This window comes from Streptococcus iniae (genome assembly GCF_030732225.1).
Taxonomy (GTDB): domain Bacteria; phylum Bacillota; class Bacilli; order Lactobacillales; family Streptococcaceae; genus Streptococcus; species Streptococcus iniae.
The window spans coordinates 1662714-1682407 of record NZ_CP132230.1; the positions used below are offsets into that span (position 1 = coordinate 1662714).

General features: G+C 36.6%; 17 protein-coding genes. All 17 read right to left on the minus strand.

Annotated elements, in window-relative coordinates; translation table 11 throughout:
- Positions 1-13: 13 nt before the first annotated feature.
- Complete coding sequence (trxB, locus tag Q9317_RS08250; RefSeq protein WP_003101813.1) at positions 14-928, minus strand: thioredoxin-disulfide reductase; 915 nt, start codon at positions 926-928, stop codon at positions 14-16.
- Positions 929-994: 66 nt separating this feature from the next.
- A complete protein-coding gene (locus Q9317_RS08255; RefSeq protein WP_031239157.1) occupies positions 995-1219 on the minus strand; it encodes a DUF4059 family protein in 225 nt (74 codons plus the stop codon).
- Positions 1220-1318: 99 nt separating this feature from the next.
- Positions 1319-2062 (minus strand): amino acid ABC transporter ATP-binding protein, encoded by a 744-nt coding sequence (locus tag Q9317_RS08260; RefSeq protein ID WP_003101819.1) that lies wholly within the window; start codon positions 2060-2062, stop codon positions 1319-1321.
- The gene (locus Q9317_RS08265) at positions 2062-2865 is read right to left on the minus strand and encodes an amino acid ABC transporter permease (protein ID WP_003101820.1); all 804 of its coding nucleotides are present in this window, start codon (positions 2863-2865) and stop codon (positions 2062-2064) included. Before Q9317_RS08265 ends, Q9317_RS08260 begins: the two co-directional genes overlap by 1 nt.
- A gap of 268 nt (positions 2866-3133) precedes the next feature.
- Positions 3134-4477, minus strand: a complete 1344-nt coding sequence (locus tag Q9317_RS08270; RefSeq protein ID WP_003101821.1) for a DEAD/DEAH box helicase — start codon at positions 4475-4477, stop codon at positions 3134-3136.
- Positions 4478-4558: 81 nt separating this feature from the next.
- On the minus strand, positions 4559-5566 hold the full coding sequence (gene mraY, locus Q9317_RS08275; protein WP_003101822.1) for a phospho-N-acetylmuramoyl-pentapeptide-transferase: 1008 nt from the start codon (positions 5564-5566) through the stop codon (positions 4559-4561).
- A 1-nt stretch (position 5567) separates the two neighbouring features.
- On the minus strand, positions 5568-7820 hold the full coding sequence (gene pbp2x, locus Q9317_RS08280) for a penicillin-binding protein PBP2X (RefSeq protein WP_003101823.1): 2253 nt from the start codon (positions 7818-7820) through the stop codon (positions 5568-5570).
- A 3-nt stretch (positions 7821-7823) separates the two neighbouring features.
- On the minus strand, positions 7824-8147 hold the full coding sequence (ftsL, locus tag Q9317_RS08285; RefSeq protein ID WP_003101824.1) for a cell division protein FtsL: 324 nt from the start codon (positions 8145-8147) through the stop codon (positions 7824-7826).
- Between the two features lie 4 nt (positions 8148-8151).
- Positions 8152-9102 (minus strand): 16S rRNA (cytosine(1402)-N(4))-methyltransferase RsmH, encoded by a 951-nt coding sequence (gene rsmH, locus Q9317_RS08290; RefSeq protein WP_016356124.1) that lies wholly within the window; start codon positions 9100-9102, stop codon positions 8152-8154.
- Between the two features lie 82 nt (positions 9103-9184).
- Positions 9185-10435 (minus strand): glutamate-5-semialdehyde dehydrogenase, encoded by a 1251-nt coding sequence (locus Q9317_RS08295; RefSeq protein ID WP_003101827.1) that lies wholly within the window; start codon positions 10433-10435, stop codon positions 9185-9187.
- 9 nt (positions 10436-10444) lie between these two features.
- Positions 10445-11248 (minus strand): glutamate 5-kinase, encoded by an 804-nt coding sequence (gene proB, locus Q9317_RS08300; protein WP_031239158.1) that lies wholly within the window; start codon positions 11246-11248, stop codon positions 10445-10447.
- A gap of 64 nt (positions 11249-11312) precedes the next feature.
- Complete coding sequence (locus tag Q9317_RS08305) at positions 11313-12947, minus strand: permease-like membrane multi-spanning protein (protein WP_121791539.1); 1635 nt, start codon at positions 12945-12947, stop codon at positions 11313-11315.
- 4 nt (positions 12948-12951) lie between these two features.
- Positions 12952-13686 carry an ABC transporter ATP-binding protein gene (locus tag Q9317_RS08310; protein WP_003101832.1) on the minus strand — a complete coding sequence of 245 codons (735 nt, stop codon included), beginning with the start codon at positions 13684-13686 and terminating at the stop codon, positions 12952-12954.
- Positions 13687-13847: 161 nt separating this feature from the next.
- The gene (gene tkt / locus Q9317_RS08315) at positions 13848-15833 is read right to left on the minus strand and encodes a transketolase (RefSeq protein WP_003101838.1); all 1986 of its coding nucleotides are present in this window, start codon (positions 15831-15833) and stop codon (positions 13848-13850) included.
- A 178-nt stretch (positions 15834-16011) separates the two neighbouring features.
- A complete protein-coding gene (fsa, locus tag Q9317_RS08320; RefSeq protein ID WP_003101839.1) occupies positions 16012-16656 on the minus strand; it encodes a fructose-6-phosphate aldolase in 645 nt (214 codons plus the stop codon).
- Positions 16657-16807: 151 nt separating this feature from the next.
- Complete coding sequence (locus Q9317_RS08325; RefSeq protein ID WP_003101842.1) at positions 16808-18280, minus strand: AcpB/EbpR/MafR family transcriptional regulator; 1473 nt, start codon at positions 18278-18280, stop codon at positions 16808-16810.
- Positions 18270-19607, minus strand: a complete 1338-nt coding sequence (locus Q9317_RS08330; RefSeq protein ID WP_016356126.1) for an NAD(P)/FAD-dependent oxidoreductase — start codon at positions 19605-19607, stop codon at positions 18270-18272. The genes Q9317_RS08325 and Q9317_RS08330 overlap by 11 nt, the downstream gene beginning before the upstream one ends.
- Positions 19608-19694: the final 87 nt, after the last annotated feature.

The window sequence follows — 19694 nt, forward strand, 5'->3', positions numbered from 1 at the left end:
CTTATTTTTAATATTATACCATATTTTCAATAAAATGATAAACACCTTGACCTGCAATGGCACCATCTCCAACTGCAGTTGTAATTTGACGCAAATCTTTTTGCCTTACATCACCAATGGCAAATATACCAGGAACACTTGTTTTCATGTGGCTATCTGTTTCAATCCAACCTTCTACATCACAAATCCCCAAATTCTGAACCATGCTGGTTACAGGAATCATTCCCACATAAATGAAAACACCACCAAAAGCATGATTGGTCACTTCTTCCGTTTTCACATTTTTAATAGCTACTTCAGATACCTTGATGGCATCGCCTTTAATTTCTTCTACTACTGAATCCCAAATAAATGTTATTTTTTCATTGGCAAAGGCACGGTCTTGTAGAATTTTCTGAGCTCTTAATTGGTCACGGCGATGAACAACTGTAACACTTTTAGCAAATTGAGTCAGGTAAATTGCTTCTTCAACGGCAGAATCACCACCTCCAACAACCAAGAGGTCTTGATTACGGAAAAACGCCCCATCACAAACCGCACAGTAAGAAACGCCACGGCTTGTGAATTCCTCTTCACCTTTAACACCTAGAAGCTTGTATTTAGCACCTGTAGCAACAATAATCGTTTTGGCATCAAAGGATTGATCTTCTGTTGTTACACGCTTAAAATGGCCCATATCTTCAACAGATTGAACAATACCATAGATATGCTCAACCTCAAATTTTTCAAGTGGTTCAAACATCTTCATCGACAATTCTGGACCTGAAATATGATCATAACCAGGATAGTTTTCGATCTCAGAAGTATTATTCATTTGACCACCCGGTGCTCCTTGCTCAATAATAGCTACTTTTAAATTACTACGAGCAGCATATAAAGCCGCTGTCATTCCAGCAGGACCTGAACCTACTATTAATGTATCATACATGCTTGGTTTTTCTCCTTTGTTACTAATTGACATCATTTTACCAATGTCAGCTTTTTATTGCAATGTTTACGACTTCAACACAATCAAGATACTCATAAAGGCAAATGACAAAACAGGTATCAATAAAAGAGCAATCATGATCATCTCATATAAAAAATGTTGTCTTTCTGAAGCTGTTTTATCTAATTTACGTTTCGCTCGAAAGAAAATCCAAAAGCCACAAATACTCAAGACTGTTATTGTTGAAAAGAGTAAGCCTTGAAGATAAATCGTCATTAATTCTGCAAACATCTTGCCACCCATTCATTTCATTCTTTTTCCTTGCTAATAGTGTCAACAAGAAAAGTCTAGGATAATCCCAGACCCTTTTATTATATCAAAAGTCATCTATTAAATATATGATTTTGAGTACTTGTTGAAAAATTCTTTTGTTCTGACTTCTCTAGGATGGTTAAAAATCTGATCAGCCGTACCTTCTTCTAAAATACTTCCATTGTCAAGAAACAACACACGATCAGCAACTTGCTCAACAAAATGCATATCATGACTAACCAAAACCATTGTTTGACCCGTTTTAGCGGCATCAGCAATTGATTTTTCAACTTCACCAACCAATTCCGGATCTAACGCAGATGTTGGTTCATCTAATAAAAGAACATCTGGTTGCATGGCCAGTGCTCTAGCCAAGGCAACCCTCTGTTTTTGCCCACCAGAGAGATGGCGGGGGTAATGATTTTCACGATCTGATAAGCCTACTTTTGCCAATTGCAGTTTAGCAATTGCAGTCGCCTCTTGATTGCTCATCTTTTTAACAACAATCAAACCTTCTTTGACGTTTTCCAAAGCTGTTTTACGCTCAAAAAGATTGAACTGTTGAAAAACCATGGCTAATTTACGTCTAAGAATCAAAACCTCTTCTGATTTAATTGTCTCAAAATCAACAAAGAAGTCATCAATTTTGATAGAGCCTTTGTCAGGTTTTTCAAGATAATTCATACTGCGTAAAAAGGTTGACTTGCCAGCACCTGACGCTCCAACTAAGGCAATAACCTCTCCTTTTTCAATGGTCAAACTTAAATCATCTAATACCTTTTGACCTGAAAAATGTTTACTTAAATGGGAAATCTCTATCATTAGCGTAAGTCTCCAATCTTTGTATCGAGTTGATTTTCAGGGCTTTGAATTGCCATTTTATTTTCAATGAAGCGGCCCAATTGTTCAATCAAAATACTAATAAACCAATAAATCAAAGCTACCGAAATATAGCGCTCAAAATAGCGGTAATCAGCACCTCCTAGAATTTGTGCTTGTGCAAACATTTCAACAATTCCCGCGTTAAAGGCTAATGATGTGCCCTTGGTAAGACCTATCAAACCATTAATTAAGGTCGGCGTCGCTACTACAGCCGCATTTGGAATGATAACACGCTGATAAACTTGTCTAGCTGTCATTCCTAAACTTTTAGCTGCTTCAACTTCCCCACTATTAACAGATAAGATTGCTGCTCTAATTGTTTCACTAGTATATGCCGCCTCATTAAAAGCAAAAGCCATAATAGCAAATACCGAAGCGGGAATAGCATTAATATTCCAGTTAAAGCCATACTTAACATTGAGGTATTTTAAGAATAAAGGAATGCCATAATAAGTTAGCATCAATTGCACTAAAATCGGTGTTCCACGTAAAAAACTAACCATAACAGCTTGAATAGGATATAGAATCTTTACGCGATTAATCTTTACAATGGCAAAAATAAGAGCTAAGAATAGGCCAAGTACAGCGCCAACAACTGTTAAAAACAAAGTAATTGGTAAGCGTTGCAAAATATCTGGAATAGCATCAAATACAGCTTTCCAACTAAAAAGACTTCCTTCTGGAATATGGTCAACAAGCTTTTCGTACCAATTCCAACCACTTGCTAAAGTGTAGACTGACATAATTTCTCCTTAAAGTGCTAGATTCTTTTAGTTTAGCACTAGTCTTAAAATGTGTAAACAATTCTGCTTCCAAAGCCTAAGCATATCAGCTTAAAGGCCCCTAAGAGATTATTATTTTCTGATTTTTTTACATAAAGATGTAGCTACTATCATAACAAAATTCGAGCCTACTGAATAATATTTTTTTATTATCACACTCATTAGTAAAGCCTATCACACTGAAAATGTACCAAAAAGCTCCTGATTAACTCATCAGAAGCTTAAGAGTTTAAAAACTTTGTTTTCTAGCTTTACGTTCTGCTCTTCCACGCGCTTTGTTTTCTGAACGACGTTCTTTACGACGTTTTTCATCAACAACCCACTGAATTTTCTTCTTATAAGCTGGTTTAACCTTTTTCTTTTTCTTTTTAACCAGACCAATCATTTCAGTGTCTAATTTCTGATATGATTTTTCACGACTATTACGGCGATCACGATCATAAGTATCCTGAAACTCACCATCTTTTAGGACTTTAGGAACAAAGGCGATGCCCATTTTCTCAAGTTCCTTGATATCAGAATCATCACTTGGCTGATAAAGAGTAATAGCTGTGCCTGTGAGACCATTACGCCCAGTACGACCAACACGGTGCACAAAGAATGAAAGATCCTGAGGAATAGCATCATTGATTACATGACTAACCCCTTCAATATCAATACCACGCGCAGCCAAATCAGTTGCTACAATGTATTCAAAATCAAGTTTCTTCACCTGATTCATGATGCGTTTGCGTTCACGTGGAGGAACACCGCCATGTATTTTTGCAACACGCAAACCATTTGCCACTAGGAAAGCATGCAACTCATCAGCTCTTTCTTTAGTGTTAACAAAAATCATTGCTAAATAAGGCTGCATGGTTTTCAAGATGTTAAAAATCTGACCATTTTTATCACGGCCTTTTGTTGACACTAACCAGTTGTCAATGGTGTCAGCAATGACAGTTTCTGTCTTAATTTGTTCAATCAAAGGATTGGTCAAATATTTTTTCAAGAATGGCTGTAATTTCTTAGGAATGGTTGCTGAAAAGACAAGAATTTGCACTTCTTTTGGAAGTGATGAAGCAATCTTATCAACAGTATCCAAAAAGCCCATATCAAGTGTCATATCAGCTTCATCCACAACAAAAGTTCTTGCTTTATGAATTCCTAAATCCCCTGATTTAACCAAATCATAAATACGCCCAGGTGTTCCAACAACAATATGTGGTTGTGAAACCTTTAATTTTTCAATTTGACGTAATTTATCTGTACCTCCAACATAGTTGGCTAATCTGATTTCCTTATTAGAATAGCTAGCAAGTTGTTTGGCGGCTGCAAAAATTTGACTTGCAAGCTCACGACTTGGCGCCGTAATGACCACTTGGACAGATTGACTATCCTCATTGAGTTGTTCAAAAATAGGCAGTAAAAAGGTGTGTGTTTTCCCTGAACCTGTTTTTGATTCCCCAACCAAGTCACGCCCTGATTTGACAACAGGAATAAGGCGTTTTTGAACTTCTGTTGGCTCTGTAAAATGAATAGCATCCAAGGCCTTTTGGATGTATTCCTTAAAATTATAATCTTTAAATGACATAGTTACCTCTTTTTCTCTCATATTATACCATTAATGTTCAAGACAAGCAAAATGCAGTGCATTCGCACCGCATCTTATCCCTTATAGGTATAGAATTGCTAGTACAAGTAGACTAGCTACTAAACCGACTGACCATAAGAAAGCATCAACTTTCCATTCTGACCAAGCCTTTGATTTGCCTGATAGGCCACCTAATTCAAGGTGATGATGGAAAGGTGTCATTCTAAAAATACGGCGACCCTCTCCTAGTTTTTTCTTAGTGTATTTAAAATAGGAAACTTGCATCATGACTGAACTGGTTTCCAAAACATAGACAAGCCCAATAAAAAGTAAGGTCCACTCTTGTCTTAAAGCAATTGAAATAGATGCTAACATCGCACCTAATGCCAGACTACCCACATCTCCCATAAAGACCTTAGCAGGTTTATGGTTAAAGAGGAAAAAGCCAAGCAAAGCCCCAATCATAATACCAATCAGGAGTAAAACATCATATTGATTTTGGTGAATGGCAATAATAGCATAAGTTGTTAAACTGATGACAACAGATATTGAGGCTAAGCCATCAATACCATCGGTCAAATTAACAGCATTTGAAAACCCAACAACCCAAAAAAGAACAAAAAGAACGTAAAATATACCTACTTGTAATGAGTAACCAAATACATTAATGGTATCAATTCCATTTGGACCAACATGAAGTAAGTAAAAAATGAGACCTCCAACAATTTGGAGAAAAAGCTTTTGTTTTGCTGTTAGCCCCTCATTGATTTGCTTAAAAATCTTCAAAAAATCATCTAAAAAACCAATTAGCCCATAAATTAAAACAATGGACAAAATTCCTGAAATCAATCGAAAACTGATTTCATCTCTAAAGAAGATTAACGTAAAGACTGCTGACACAAAACTTGCAACTAGAAGAAAAACAGTTCCACCCATTGTTGGTGTCCCGGCTTTTGCTAAATGTTGTTTGACATCCTCATGCATTTGTTGTCCACCAATTTTTTTCATTTGATAGAAACGAATAAAGTAAGGCATTGCTATAGCAGTCAAAGCGAAAGCTATTACTCCTGCCCAAATGGTTAAAAACATTTTAATCTCCTAGTGTAATTGTAATTTTCTTGATTTTTTTAAGCGACTTCCCAACAGCAATGCTTTGTTTTGTCACTCTTCCATTTTCAGAACCTTTATATTGTACCTCAATTCCTGTCCATTTTGCAAACTTTTTAACATTCTCATCAGTCCAGCCATACATATCAGGCAAACTATCAAAATGATTTGTTAACAATAACAGTTGTTGATTTTCATTAATATTGGTATTTTTGCTCTTGGACATTTTAGTAATTTTGTCACCTGTTCCAAGCACAATGGGTTGTACCAAATTACGACGAAGCTCATCTGAGGTATCACCTGGTCTTTGACCTACAAAATCAGGTAACAAGTATTTACTTTGTTGTTCTGATTCATTTTTCATGGGTTCATTAAGCGTCTCCTGCATAAGGTAAGCTTCTTCCAATACCGGATTCACAACCTCTTCCCAATACATACCACTCCAATGTTCAGGCTGTTGAAGGGTAACATACATGACAAAATCCGGATTATCTGCAGGAACCATGGCAACAACTGAGAAAACATAGTTGGTTTGACCACCTTCAAGGTAACCACTTCCATCTTCTGATGCAATCTGTGCAGTCCCTGATTTCACAGCAACTGGAAGACTACCAACCTTAATGATTGGACCCGTTGCTTTGGAATACAAGGTCCCAAAAATGGGGTCAGTTCCTACATTAACCATGTATTCTCTTGTTTCACTGGCTGCTTTTTTAGAAACTGGTTTTCCAATAACCTCTTTTTGAGCTGTTCTGTATTTACCAGTATTTGGATCATAAAGACGGCTAATAAATTGAGGCTCCAACATTTCTCCATTATTAGAGATAGCAGTAAAAGCTCTTAGCATTTGAATTTGCGTCACACTTATCCCTTGTCCAAAGGAACTCATAGCTTGTGTAACAATATTATCAGACGGGAATATGCCTGATTCTTCATTGCCGACACCAAAGCGCGTTGGAAAACCAAACTTAAATTTAGCTAAATAATCTAACCATGTTTCATTTCCCATTTTCTGCTCAAGTTTAGTCATTCCAACGTTACTTGAGTATGAGAAACCTTGGGCATAGGTCATGTATTGCCCTGTTGATATTCCTTCATTGATAGACCAATCCTGAATAGTAGCATCAGCAATGGTAATTCCGTTAGCATTTGAATAAACTTCATTTGGTTTAAAGATGCCATGATCTATGGCTGACGCCAAGGTCATCACTTTCATTGTCGACCCTGGTTCAAAATTGGACTGATAAAGGGCACTCTTCCAGTTATAATTTTTATTATTTAAACCTTCAAGGGTGTCAGCATTATAACTTGGTCTTTGTGAGGTTGCTAGAATTTCACCTGTTTTAGCATTAACCAGTGTTGCACTTGCTAAAGCACCATTTGTTTTTTGTTGGAAAATATCCATTTTGGTTTCCAAGAAGGTCTGAATAGGTTCTGAAAGCGTGGTGTAAACATCTCTACCATCAATCGGTTTTTTCACTGTTTTACCAGTACCAAGTAAGGTGTTCCCATTTTTATCTTTTTCATAGATGATGGTGCCATCTCGTCCTGATAGAATTGTGTTTAATGCCGATTCTAGACCTGTTTTACCTACTAAACTCTTGCTGCCATCTTTATTTTCCTGCAAGGAAGCTAAACCAACAAGTTCAGAAGCAAAAGTTCCATTTGGATACATGCGTCCTGGACTCGTTGAAAAGGAGATGCCTTTTATTTTAGCCTTCTCCATTTCTTTTCGAATATTAGTCATCTTGCTGTATGAAATGCCTGAGCCAGCCGTTCCAAAGGAAACCTGAAAAAGTTTTTTCTGATTTAACTGTTTGAGAACATCTTTCTTTTTCATTCCCAGTTGTTCTTTTAAAATCTTAGCAACTTTATCATATTGTGAGGGTTGAACAAAGAGTTTCTCACCTGTTGCAGAAATAAAGGAATTATCCAAAACAGCATAAATGCTATAAGTTGTCGAATCAATGGCAATAGCAACACCGTTTCGGTCATAAATGGTTCCACGTTTTGCTTGCACCGTTACTTTTTCTTGGTAAACACTGCGAGCACCTTGTGATAAATTAACCCCAAATTTACTATCAGACCCAATAATAATCACAAAATTTATGATAAAAATGAAGAACATAAAGATAGCTAAAATCATCATGTTCTGTCCAACGTGAATACGGTTATTAACAGGTGTTTTGCGATCACGAACAGCGTAATCTAAAAATAATTTTTGAAATTTTTTCATAGATTACTCTACTTTCTTAATGTTATCATTGTGATTGCTTAAACCACCCTCGCCAGCAATCTCAACAATTCGGTCTCGTCGAGACAACTCATTTACTTCTTGTTTGGCGTTATTCAAATCCGTTCTTTTATCACTAATTTGACTATTTAGACGAGTGATTTCTTGTTGTAATTGCAATTTACGACTCTGCAAATAAATAATACTAACAGCCATTGTAATAGCTGTAATAATAATGGCAGCATAAAAAGCTTTCTCAATTCTCGAGAAAGTTCGAATGCGTTTTTGCAATGCTGATGAAATGGCTTGCGTTCTAGTTTCATTGTTCATAATCTTAATTCCGAATTTTTCTGGCAACACGAAGTTTTGCCGAATGTGCGCGGTTATTAGCATTTAACTCTTCCTGACTTGGAAGAATTGGTTTACGAGAAACAAGTTCAAACTTTGGTTGCATCTCCTCAGGAATAAAAGGAATTCCTTTAGGAACATCAACGGTACTTGCTTCTTTAAACAATTGTTTTGTCAGCCTATCTTCTAATGAATGGAAAGTAATTACTGAGATGCGACCATCTAAGGCAAGTAAATCCATGGCTTGCTGTATAGATTCATCAGCTGCCCCAAGCTCATCATTAACCTCAATACGTATCGCTTGGAAAATTTGTTTTGCTGGGTGGCCTTTTTTCTTAAGTTCCTTAGCTGGTTTGGCTGATTTGATAATTTCTGCCAATTCTGTAGTAGTCTCAATAGGTTTGAGACTTCTAGCAGCTTCAATTTTACGGGCGATTTGCTTAGAAAATTTATCTTCCCCGTACTTGAAGAAAAGACGTACCAAATCATGATAGTCATACTCATTAACAACATGATAAGCTGTCAAAGGAGCGTCTGCATCCATTCTCATATCCAAAGGGGCATCTTGTCGATAAGAAAAGCCTCGTTCCCTATGGTCTAATTGTGGGCTTGAAACGCCTAAATCATAAAGGATTCCATCAATTGTCTCAACTCCCAAAGAGGTCAACTGTGACGCTAAATGTCTAAAATTATCTTTAATAAAAGTTACTTGTCCTTTATCAATGTATGGTTTTAGGACTAGTTGAGCATTATCGATAGCATTTTGATCTTGATCAAAACAATAGAGATGCCCCTTATCATTTAATTGCGACAGCAAATAGGCCGAATGCCCTGCACCACCTAAGGTAGCATCTACATAGACACCATCAGGCTTGATTGCAAGCATATCGACTGTTTCTTTTAAAAGTACGGTTACGTGATGAAATTCTTTTGTCATAACTTTAATTTTAACATATTTTAGATATTAAGAAAACAAAAAGGGAAACTCTAGCCTAAAGCTCAGCTGCTTCCCCATTTTCTCATTGTCTGGTTTGCCCATTGCCATTGATGTAATACTTACTACTGGTTAAGGCTTCTAATCCCATTGGGCCACGCGCATGCATCTTCTGTGTTGAAATGCCGATTTCTGCGCCTAGACCAAATACAAAACCATCTGTAAAACGTGTTGACGCATTAACATAAACAGCTGCCGAGTCAATCAAGTCTTGAAATTGCTCCGCTGCCTGAAGGTTGTTAGTGATAATAGCCTCTGAATGGTGGCTAGAATGAGCGTTAATAAAAGAAATAGCCTCATCAAGAGAAGATACCGTCTTAACAGACATAATGTAATCTAAGAATTCTGTTGCAAAATCCTCTGGCACAGCTTGTTTAGCAGTACTAAAGTAAGGCAGTGCCTTATCATCTGCTCTAAACTCAATAGCTTGCTTTCCTTTTAGACTTTTTTCTAAAGCTGGAATAAAATGCTCTATTATTTTTTCATGAACAACTAAACTTTCAGCTGCGTTACACACACTTGGTCTTTGGGTTTTGGCATTGATCACAATTTGGCATGCCATATCGATATCGGCATCTTTGTCAACATAGATATGAACATTCCCAACACCTGTCTCAATAACAGGAACTTTGGCTTTCTCCTTGACTGTTTGAATGAGTTTAGCACCACCACGCGGAATTAAAAGGTCAACATAATGACTTGCCTGCATTAATTCTTCCGCCATCTGGTGAGAGGTGTCTTCCAGTAGTTGAACAGCATCCTGGCAAATAGACGCTTGTTTTAGACTTTGTCGTATTACCTTAACCAAGGCCATATTCGAATAAATCGCATCTCGACCGCCACGTAAAATAATGGCATTGTTGGTTTTGAAGGCTAAGCTAAAAGCATCCACTGACACATTAGGACGACTTTCAAAAATCATGGCTATAACCCCTATAGGGACACGTTTTTGCATGATTTTAAGCCCATCACTATTTGTATAACCCTTTATCACCTGCCCAATTGGATCTTGTAATTCTGCAACTTGACGAACCCCGTTAGCAATTGATGCAATGCTCTCTTTAGTCAATCGTAACCGATCACTCATAACCTCTGAAATACCATGCTCTTTAGCTTTATTAAGGTCCTTAAGGTTTTCTGCTAATAGAAAATCTGTTTGTGTCTCAAGATTGTCTGCTAACAAGACCAAAAAATCATTTTTTTCTTTTGTCGGCAACTGGATCAGGGCCAAGCTAGCTTTCTTGGCATTTTGTCCTAATTGATCAATTATTGTCATAAGTCTCTCCTATTTTTGCACAAACCAGGTTCCAATCACTTGTCCTTCAAGGACTCGTAAAATATCACGAGGATTCTTACCATTCATCAAAATCATTTGCCCGTTAGTATCAAAGACCATCTGAGCAGACTGAATTTTACTTAACATACCACCAGTCCCAAATTTACTTCCTGCACCACCTGCTGATGCAAGGATTTCTTCTGTAATTTCTGTTACGTGATGTCGTAATTTGGCATCCTCATAAATGCTTGGATTTTTATCAAAAAGCCCATCAATATCAGATAGCATAATTAATAAATCAGCCTTGGTAATTTCAGCAACTATAGCAGATAATCTGTCATTATCCCCAAACTTAGTGGCATGGTCCATTTCATCCACACTAACAGCATCATTTTCATTCACAATTGGCACAACACCTATTGCCAAAAGGCTTTCAAAGGCATTGGTAACATTGGCCAAACTTTCAGGAAAACTGACCACATCTCTGGTTAATAGAATTTGTGAAATATTGGTTTGATAATGGGCAAATATTTGGGAATAAAGACTCATCATCGCCACTTGGCCAACACTAGACACAGCCTGTTGCTTAGCTAGTTGACTAGGTCTCTTATCCATTTTTAAGATATCCAAACCAAATCCCATGGCTCCAGAAGAAACTAAAATTACCTCTTTGCCTTTATTCATCAAACTTGAAATGACAAAAGCCAATTGGTCAATTTTTTCTAAATTAATTTTTCCATTCCCCTGTACAAGAGAACTGGTTCCTATTTTAATTACAAGACGGTTCACGTCCTCAAAATGTCGTTTTATCATAAGAAAATTATAGCATAAAAAAACAGCCGCAAGGACTGTTTTAACTAAAATGATTAGAAGATTATCACAATTCAAAATAACTTTCCAATTTATTCCAAAACGATCTTTTTACTCTCCATTGGCCAAAAGCCAATACACAGAGTATAAATAAGGTTAAGACAAAATTAACTGCAAGTGGATTTTTAGTCACTGTTGATAGGAATATGGTAAATCCAATCAGAACGCCACCCACAATAAGGCCACCAAACATAAGGCCCATGGCAAACCACTGACTTCCCCCTCTTGTAAACAACTGACTAACATCTTGCCATTTTAAATTTAAATAATCACAATCTCTTTGAAACATCAATTGTCCTTGAACAAGAGCTGTTAAGACATACCCCAAAATTAAGGTCATTGTTAAAACAAGAGAAAGTTTAAGAACAACAAGTGAAAGTAGAGCATAAGCCATTATTGGAAAAATGGATTGTAAGAAAATCAAGACTAAAAATTTTTCTCCCAAAAACGTCTTCAGAGAAATTGGCAAACTCTTCAAATAGATAAAATTCTCTTTCTCCAAGGAAACCGCTACGCCAATAACCGATGTTGGCAAGGTTCCAAGAGAGGCTAATATAACTCCAACTATGAAAGACACTCCAAAATAACTACTTCCTAAGAAGTTCGAAATGCTATCTCCTGCTTTCAATAATGGCACTAAAAAACTAATACAGAAGATGAGGGGCATTAAATACGTATTGGTTAACAATGTCGCATTTTGAATGATTGATAGATGTTGTTTCGTCAGCATATGACGCAAACTCTTATCAATAAATGCATTAGTTTTACCACGCTTAAGCTTGTCTTTTACTTGAGGTCTTGTGTAAAGAACATCTTGGTAGTACTTAGGCATTACTCGACTAATAATTCCCCAAGTCAACACAAGAATTAAGAGAATTGGTAAAACAAAGTTAAGAAGGGTCGCTACTGAAAATGGAGATGAAACAAGGTCATGATAACCACGGAAATAAGGGATAGGACTCGTGTCTGTTATTTTACCTGTTGCACTCATCCTAGAGCTGTTTGAATAGTTCAAAAAGAAAACTAGACCAACAGAACCAATGCTTGAAGCAAACATCAAGAGTGTCGAAATTAATTTACGATGTGAGCTAGCTAGTATCAATTTACCAATAATGGCATTAAGGTAAATAGCAAGAACATTTGACGTCACTATTAAAACAAGAAAAGTTAAAATCGCAAGGAGAATGGCTAATGCATTCCCTATGATTTGCCAGTAAGCAATAACAAACAAAGAGAGTAGGGGCATTAAGAAGATTGACCCCATCCCTAAAGACGATATAATTTTTGCAATGTAAAGTTCACCTGGTTTAATGGGCAGATGGACATATAGTTTGACATCATTGCTTTCATAAAAAATAGTATAAAGTGTCGTAAAGGCTGATAGGGTTGCCATGACAAAGAATAAAGCAACGTAAAAACTAAAAATACCTGGATTTTGACTAAAATCAATTCCTAAAAACATGAAAATATAAACAAAGAGAAAAAGCACTGTCATGACTATTTGATTTTTAATCATGGCTTTGTAAGCACTAAATTCTTTTTTTTGACGTTTTTCTTGTTGTTTTTTAAGAGCTGTTAAGCTTTGTGGATTTGAATAAAGAATATTTATTTTGGTTAATTCCCAAATAGTTGACCAATTCATAAGCTTAGACCTCCTCACTAGAGTGACGTCCAGCTAATTCCAAATAAATAGTTTCCAAATCTTTGTCTGGATAATTGGCTTTCAAGTCATCAATGGTTCCAAGGAAAATCATTTTACCTTTTTTCAAAATGGCAATGCGATCACATAGCTGCTCAGCAACTGATAAGACATGTGTTGAGAAAAGAACAGAATTTCCAGCCGCGGCATGCTCTTTCATCATCTTTTTTAAATCGAAAGCGGCTTGTGGATCTAAACCTGTCAATGGTTCATCTAAAATCCAGATAGAGGGATTAGATATTAAAGCACCAATGACAATTGTTTTTTGGCGCATACCATGTGAAAAACTATCAATGGTATTGTTTTCTTCTGTTGTCATTTCAAATAGTTGACTTAGTTCTGCAATGCGTTTTTCAGTATCTTCTTTTGAAACCCCATAAATTTTGGCTAAAAAATGCCAATATTCACTAGCTGTTAAATTTAAAAATAAATCTGGCGAATCAGGAACATAACCAATCATTTTTTTAATGTCATCACGGTTTGCACTTAATTCTTTACCATCAACAAAAACCTGTCCATAGGATGCTTCAATAATAGATGTTAAAATGCTTATAGTTGTTGTTTTTCCAGCACCATTATGACCGATGAGGCCAAATATCTCACCATTTTCAATGGTTAAATTAATATCACTTAATGCTTCTTTATCACCATAAATCTTTGAGACATGTTCAAATGTTATCATCCTAAACCTCTTTCATAACTCCTAAATAGTTAGTGTTTTGTATTTTTAAATTAATACAATTGTTAGGTATAATAATAAATCTTTTCAAGCAATAAGTCAACTTAATAACGGGTAAAAATGCAAAAATCAGAAGAGCCAAAAGCCCTCCTGATTCCTTATTATTATAATGATTTATAACGGTTTACTGCATTTTCAGTTGTGAAACCATATTCTTCAAAAATAAGGTTTCCTGGTGCAGATGCTCCCCAAGTGTCAATGGTAAGGGTTTGACCTTGTAAACCGACATATTTAGCCCAACCAAAGCTTGATGCTGCTTCAATTGCTAGGCGTTTTGTCACAGCTTTTGGAAGCACTTCTTCTTTGTATTCAGCAGATTGCTCATCAAAGATATTTTGTGATGGCATTGATACCACACGAACAAAGATACCTTCTGCTTCAAGTGCAGCTTGTGTATCCATAGCTAATTTGACTTCTGAACCTGTTGCAATAATGATACCATCAAGATCTCCCTTAGCTTCTGAAAGAATATAAGCACCTTTATTAATACCATCAGCAGCCAATTCTTTTGTTCCTTCAAGAACAGGTAAGTTTTGACGTGTTAGAACAAGCATAGTTGGTCTATCTGTTTCAGCCATCGCACGTTTCCACGCTGCATTTGTTTCATTTCCATCTGCAGGACGAATAACGTTTAAATTAGGCATTGAACGAACACTTGCCAATTGTTCAATTGGTTCATGTGTTGGGCCATCTTCACCTACAGCAATTGAGTCATGTGTCATCACATACATGGTTGGTAAGTTTTGAAGAGCAGCCATACGAACTGCTGGTAATAGGTAGTTCGAAAAGACAAAGAATGTTCCACCGTAAACACGTGTTCCACCGTGAAGGGCAATACCATTCATAGCTGCTGCCATTGCAAATTCACGAACACCAAACCAGATGTTGCGGCCTTCAAATTGTCCAGGTTGGAAGTCTTTTTCAACTTTAACCATTGTGTTATTTGAAGCTGAAAGGTCAGCTGAACCGCCCCAGAAAGAAGAAACTTGTGCTGAAATTTGTTGGATAGCTTCTTGACTTGAGACACGACTAGCTTTTGATGTACCAAGTTCGTGTGCTTCTAAATCAACTGAAACAGCTTGATTTGCAAAAGCTTCCTTATAGTCTTTAGCTAATTCTGGATACTCTTCTTCATATTTTGCAAAGAGGTCATTCCATGCATTTTCAGCTTCTTGACCACGTGCTTGTAAGCCATCAGCAAAACGTTTTTCAACTGCTGCTGGTACTGTAAAGTCTTGTTCAGTCCATCCGTATGATTGTTTCGCAAATGCAATGCCATCAGCACCTAGTGGTGCACCATGAACAGCTGATGTGCCTTGTTTTTCTGCACCAAATCCAATAATTGTCTTAACTTCAATGATAGTTGGTTTTTGTGTCTCAGCTTTTGCTTCTTCAATTGCTTTTGCAATTGCTTCTAAATCATTACCATCTTTAACAAGGATATGTTGCCAGCCGTATGCTTCAAAACGTCCTTTAACATCTTCTGTGAATGCCATTGATGTTGGTCCATCAAGTGAGATGTCATTTGAATCATATAAAAGCACTAATTTGCCAAGTTTTAAGTGACCTGCTAAACTTGCTGCTTCTTGACTAACACCTTCCATCAAGTCACCATCTCCATTAATGGCATAAGTATAATGGTCAACAATGTCAAATCCTGGTTTATTGTATTTAGCTGCAAGGTGAGCTTCTGCCATTGCAAAACCTAGTGCATTTGCAATCCCTTGTCCTAGGGGGCCACTAGTTGCTTCTACACCATCTGTGTGATTTACTTCTGGGTGTCCTGGTGTTTTTGATCCCCATTGACGGAAATTTTTCAAATCGTCAATTGAAAGGTCGTAACCTGCTAGGTGCAATAAGCTGTATAGCATAGCACTTCCATGACCTGCAGAAAGTACGAAACGGTCTCTGTTTGTCCAGTTACGGCTTGTCTTTGGATTCACATTCATGAATTTATTCCATAAAACGTAAGCCATTGGGGCTGCACCCATTGGTAAGCCAGGGTGTCCTGAATTTGCTGCTTGGATTGCATCCATTGAAAGCGTGCGGACAGTGTTAACTGCTAACTGGTCAACTGCATCGAATGTCATAACTAAAAACCTCTCTGTTTTTCATCTAAAGTTTAACGTTTCCAAAGTCTATTGTATCATAAAATCACAAGGATTCTATGTCAAAATGGTGATTATCACTATTATGATTTAAAAAAATGAGCGTGCTTCATTGAGAAAACGAGACCTAGCTGCAACCTTACAGCTAGGTTCCCTCATCTTATTTTTTAAAAGAAGCCCAATCTTCCATAAATTGTTTAATGCCATTTTCTGTTAATGGGTGTTGTGTCATTTTGTCAAATAAATTATCTGGGATTGTCGCAATATGTGATCCTAATTTGGCAACAGCTTCAACGTGAGCTGCATTACGGATGCTTGCAGAGATAATTTCTGACTCATAACCATACAAATCAATGATTTCTCGCAAGTCTTCAATCAATTGATAAGGATCTGAACCAATATCTTCTAAACGTCCAATAAATGGACTGATATATGTTGCACCAGCTTTCATAGCCATAAGGCCTTGAGAAACAGTGAAAATAAGAGTTACATTTGTTTTAATACCTTCTTTAGACAAAATATTAGTTGCTTTCAATCCTTCTGTTGTCATAGGGATTTTAACAACAACATTTTCATGCCATTTAGCTAAAACACGTGCCTCTGATACCATTTCATCTGCTGTTAATCCAGTAACCTCAGCTGAAACTGGGCCATCAACGATGTCACAAATTTCTTTAATCACCGTTTCAAAATCACGTCCTTCACGGGAAATGATTGTTGGATTAGTTGTAACACCATCTACAACACCTAATGTGTTAATCGCACGAATAGCCTCAACATTGGCAGTGTCTAAGAAAAATTTCATGATAAATCCTCCAAAAAAATGATAAATATATAGTATAGATAAATAGTTAGGCTACTTATCTAATGACACAGTTTAATTATAATGAGCTCAAACAACAAGATAAAGACCAACTTATACACAGTCATGTGTTCAAAAATGTACCCAAGATATCTTAGTCTTGTTCCATAGTATCCTCTAAGGCAATTTTTTCTTCAAGTACTTTTTTCAAAAATCCCTCTAATGCCTGTAATTCATACGAGGAGCTAAAATGTTTAAGGTGAAAACTAGGCAAACAAGTCCTGAGTTCCTGGCGTTGACAAGAAACAATACAATCATAAGGAATTTCTGCACGATAAGGTTCAAAATGAAAATGACGATTATTTTTCAAATACTTCCTAATTGTCAACTCTGCGATTGCTTTTTCAACACTATCAGGCCCCAAAGCCAGAGCAACACGAAGAGGTTTATGGTGCCGTTCCAATGAAAAAATCAGCAACTGCAACAAGTGATAATTTAAGAATTGTGCGAAATCACTTTGATACAAACTACGATCCTCTAATTGCATCATTAAGTGTTGAACAACCAAATCAATTCTTGTCTTTTCTTCCTTGGGAATCAAGTGCTGTAAAGATGTTAACTCCTGATGACCATCTAGAATAATCCCTTTAAAAAAATAAGCACGAGAAAAAAAGAGGCCCAAACCATAAATAATATCTTCTTTGGTTCTTACAGTAAGAACTTCTGCTTTTTTCATCAACCAAAGAGCTTCTGAAATTTTGTCTGATATAGGACCTCCAAATCCCAAGATATATGACATTGAACTACGAGGTAGGATAGGATTAGTTACTAAAAAAGCAAACAGACTTTTGCTTTCAAAGCCATCAAATTCTAGTGCAAAACGGCTAAAGTAATGCAGTAATAACTGATTTAAACGTTTATAAAAACCATTTTGTTCCATCGTGTTATGATCGATATGTTCAAATAATGTTTTTTCGTTATGAAAAGAAAACCGATTTTGAGAAATGGCAAACCATAAGGAGAGCTTTTGTAAGTTAGGCACATCTAATTCTTTCCCAAGTAATCTTTCAACCAATTTGACTAAATGGTGTTGATTCTCTTCTTCAAACATCATCTGTTTTTCAGACTCTGTTAGTGTTAGGCAAAAAAGTTGGTAATAAAAATAACGCCACTGCAACTCATGTCCTACTTGTCTACCTTGAGAAATAGACAGTTGAAATTCTTCTAAATAGTTATTTAAAACAACTAATTGCCTATTTAAAGTTGCTTCGCTAACCATCAATTCTTGTGACAAAGCAGTAATGGCAAAATGTTCATGTTTTGAAAGGTAAAGCAAAATTTGATAGGACAAGGAATCTCTAATAAAAACAGAAATAAGATCCTCCCACATAAAATTGCCAGATTCTTCAAGTATTATTTCATCAGTAGTCCAAGAAAGACTGCAAGGGATAGCATGTTCTTGTAACAAATCCACCAAATGCTCTAAATACTTTAGAAGGGTTACTTTTGAAATAGCTGTAGACTGCATGACCTGTTTCAAAGGTAAACTCCCCTTAGACCGGTAAAGGGTGAGCAAAATTTGGTACTGGATGCGCCTTTCCTTGTCCATTAAATCATCAATTTTCATGCCTATTCCTCTTTTCAAATACCTCTAAACAGGCCTGATGCAGATGATAAGCTAACTCGCTATCTCCTTTTAAGAAAATAAAATCTTGAAAAGCCAGTTGGTAATCACACAGTTTCTGACTAACCGCCTGGGACAATTGATTGGTAAGCAAAAGATGATTAACTTTAGATAGACATTGCGCACCCAAAAGCCTACCATCACACTGGCTAACAATTAATTTAATTCTAAAAATAGAAGAGTCTTCTTCTAATTCTGCCTGATAAACAAACGTTACAAGATCACTATAAATGGAAGCTTCTTCTTCTGTAATACCAACACTGGATCTATAATAACCAAAGTGATGTCCCCCTACTACTTTGGTGCTTTCAAGCATTGGAACATTATAGCCAGCCAAATGATAAGCTAAAGCCTGACCTGAGCGCACTGCCTGATTAATTAAAGGAGTGTAATAAGGGATGCCAAGTGGAGAAAACTGAGAGGACACCAAATCCCCAATCGCATAAATAGAAGGGTTGCTGGTTTTAAAATGCTCATCTACCTTAACGGTTTTATCAAGTAAACACTCTACCTGACTGTCAAGTAAGTCACTGTTAGGTCTAAAATTCACAGCCAAGAATGCCAAATCTCCACTAATGACTTCTCCTTTATCAGTAACTAAAGATAACCCTTGGGGTGTTTCTTCAATAGCCTTAATACGGGTTTGTGTTAAAAGACAAATACCCATGTTAGCCATTTCTGTAAGTAATGGGTCTAACATTTCGATATCTGTTTGGTGAAAATCAACATGGTCAGCTGCCTCAATTAATGTCACAGACTTGCCTTTCAAGGAGAGACTATAGGCTAAATCAATGCCAATTGGACCTGCTCCAATGACCAAAATTGCCTGACTGTCATCAATTTTATCAAGTGCATCTCGACTATTGGTGAAATATTTTGTTGTCAAGACTTTCTCATTATCTGCACCCTTAATGTAATGTGATTCAGCCTTTGCTCCCATTGCACAAACTAGGGTTTCATAGGCTTCCTGACAAATAGAACCATCAGCTAACTTAAGGCTTAAGCTTTTTTCCTGACTATTGATTTCAATAACTTCTCCTTGTAGCCGATCAACTTGTTTATGCCCATGTAAAATAGGACTATCCCAAAGTGATTGGGATAAATCTGTGATGCTTTGTCGAAGGTAATAATTGAGACCATTAGGAAGATAGTTTGACTTACTTTCTTTGTCAATAAGGATTATTTCTGCCTCTGGCTTCAGGGTTACTAATTGTTCCGCGCATGCGATTGCCGCAAAGGAAGCGCCAATAATATGTATTTTCTCTGTCATATTTCTTATTATACCAATTCCATTCAGATAATGTAAACGTTTTACTTTAAAAGCCCAACCTCTCAAGATTGGACTTCTTATTTCAGT

Excerpts from the sequence above, each read along its gene's own strand:
- Q9317_RS08305 (WP_121791539.1), bottom strand. The coding sequence starts at position 12,947 with ATGAATTGGTCAACTATTTGGGAATTAACCAAAATAAATATTCTTTAT.
- trxB (WP_003101813.1), bottom strand. The coding sequence starts at position 928 with ATGTATGATACATTAATAGTAGGTTCAGGTCCTGCTGGAATGACAGCG.
- Q9317_RS08325 (WP_003101842.1), bottom strand. The coding sequence starts at position 18,280 with ATGAAAATTGATGATTTAATGGACAAGGAAAGGCGCATCCAGTACCAA.
- pbp2x (WP_003101823.1), bottom strand. The coding sequence starts at position 7,820 with ATGAAAAAATTTCAAAAATTATTTTTAGATTACGCTGTTCGTGATCGC.
- mraY (WP_003101822.1), bottom strand. The coding sequence starts at position 5,566 with ATGTTTTTAACCATTTGGGCAGGAGTAATAGCTTTCGCTTTGACTGCT.
- fsa (WP_003101839.1), bottom strand. The coding sequence starts at position 16,656 with ATGAAATTTTTCTTAGACACTGCCAATGTTGAGGCTATTCGTGCGATT.
- Q9317_RS08260 (WP_003101819.1), bottom strand. The coding sequence starts at position 2,062 with ATGATAGAGATTTCCCATTTAAGTAAACATTTTTCAGGTCAAAAGGTA.
- Q9317_RS08310 (WP_003101832.1), bottom strand. The coding sequence starts at position 13,686 with ATGATAACATTTGAACATGTCTCAAAGATTTATGGTGATAAAGAAGCA.
- proB (WP_031239158.1), bottom strand. The coding sequence starts at position 11,248 with ATGATAAAACGACATTTTGAGGACGTGAACCGTCTTGTAATTAAAATA.
- ftsL (WP_003101824.1), bottom strand. The coding sequence starts at position 8,147 with ATGAACAATGAAACTAGAACGCAAGCCATTTCATCAGCATTGCAAAAA.
- Q9317_RS08265 (WP_003101820.1), bottom strand. The coding sequence starts at position 2,865 with ATGTCAGTCTACACTTTAGCAAGTGGTTGGAATTGGTACGAAAAGCTT.
- rsmH (WP_016356124.1), bottom strand. The coding sequence starts at position 9,102 with ATGACAAAAGAATTTCATCACGTAACCGTACTTTTAAAAGAAACAGTC.
- Q9317_RS08270 (WP_003101821.1), bottom strand. The coding sequence starts at position 4,477 with ATGTCATTTAAAGATTATAATTTTAAGGAATACATCCAAAAGGCCTTG.
- Q9317_RS08330 (WP_016356126.1), bottom strand. The coding sequence starts at position 19,607 with ATGACAGAGAAAATACATATTATTGGCGCTTCCTTTGCGGCAATCGCA.
- tkt (WP_003101838.1), bottom strand. The coding sequence starts at position 15,833 with ATGACATTCGATGCAGTTGACCAGTTAGCAGTTAACACTGTCCGCACG.
- Q9317_RS08295 (WP_003101827.1), bottom strand. The coding sequence starts at position 10,435 with ATGACAATAATTGATCAATTAGGACAAAATGCCAAGAAAGCTAGCTTG.
- Q9317_RS08255 (WP_031239157.1), bottom strand. The coding sequence starts at position 1,219 with ATGTTTGCAGAATTAATGACGATTTATCTTCAAGGCTTACTCTTTTCA.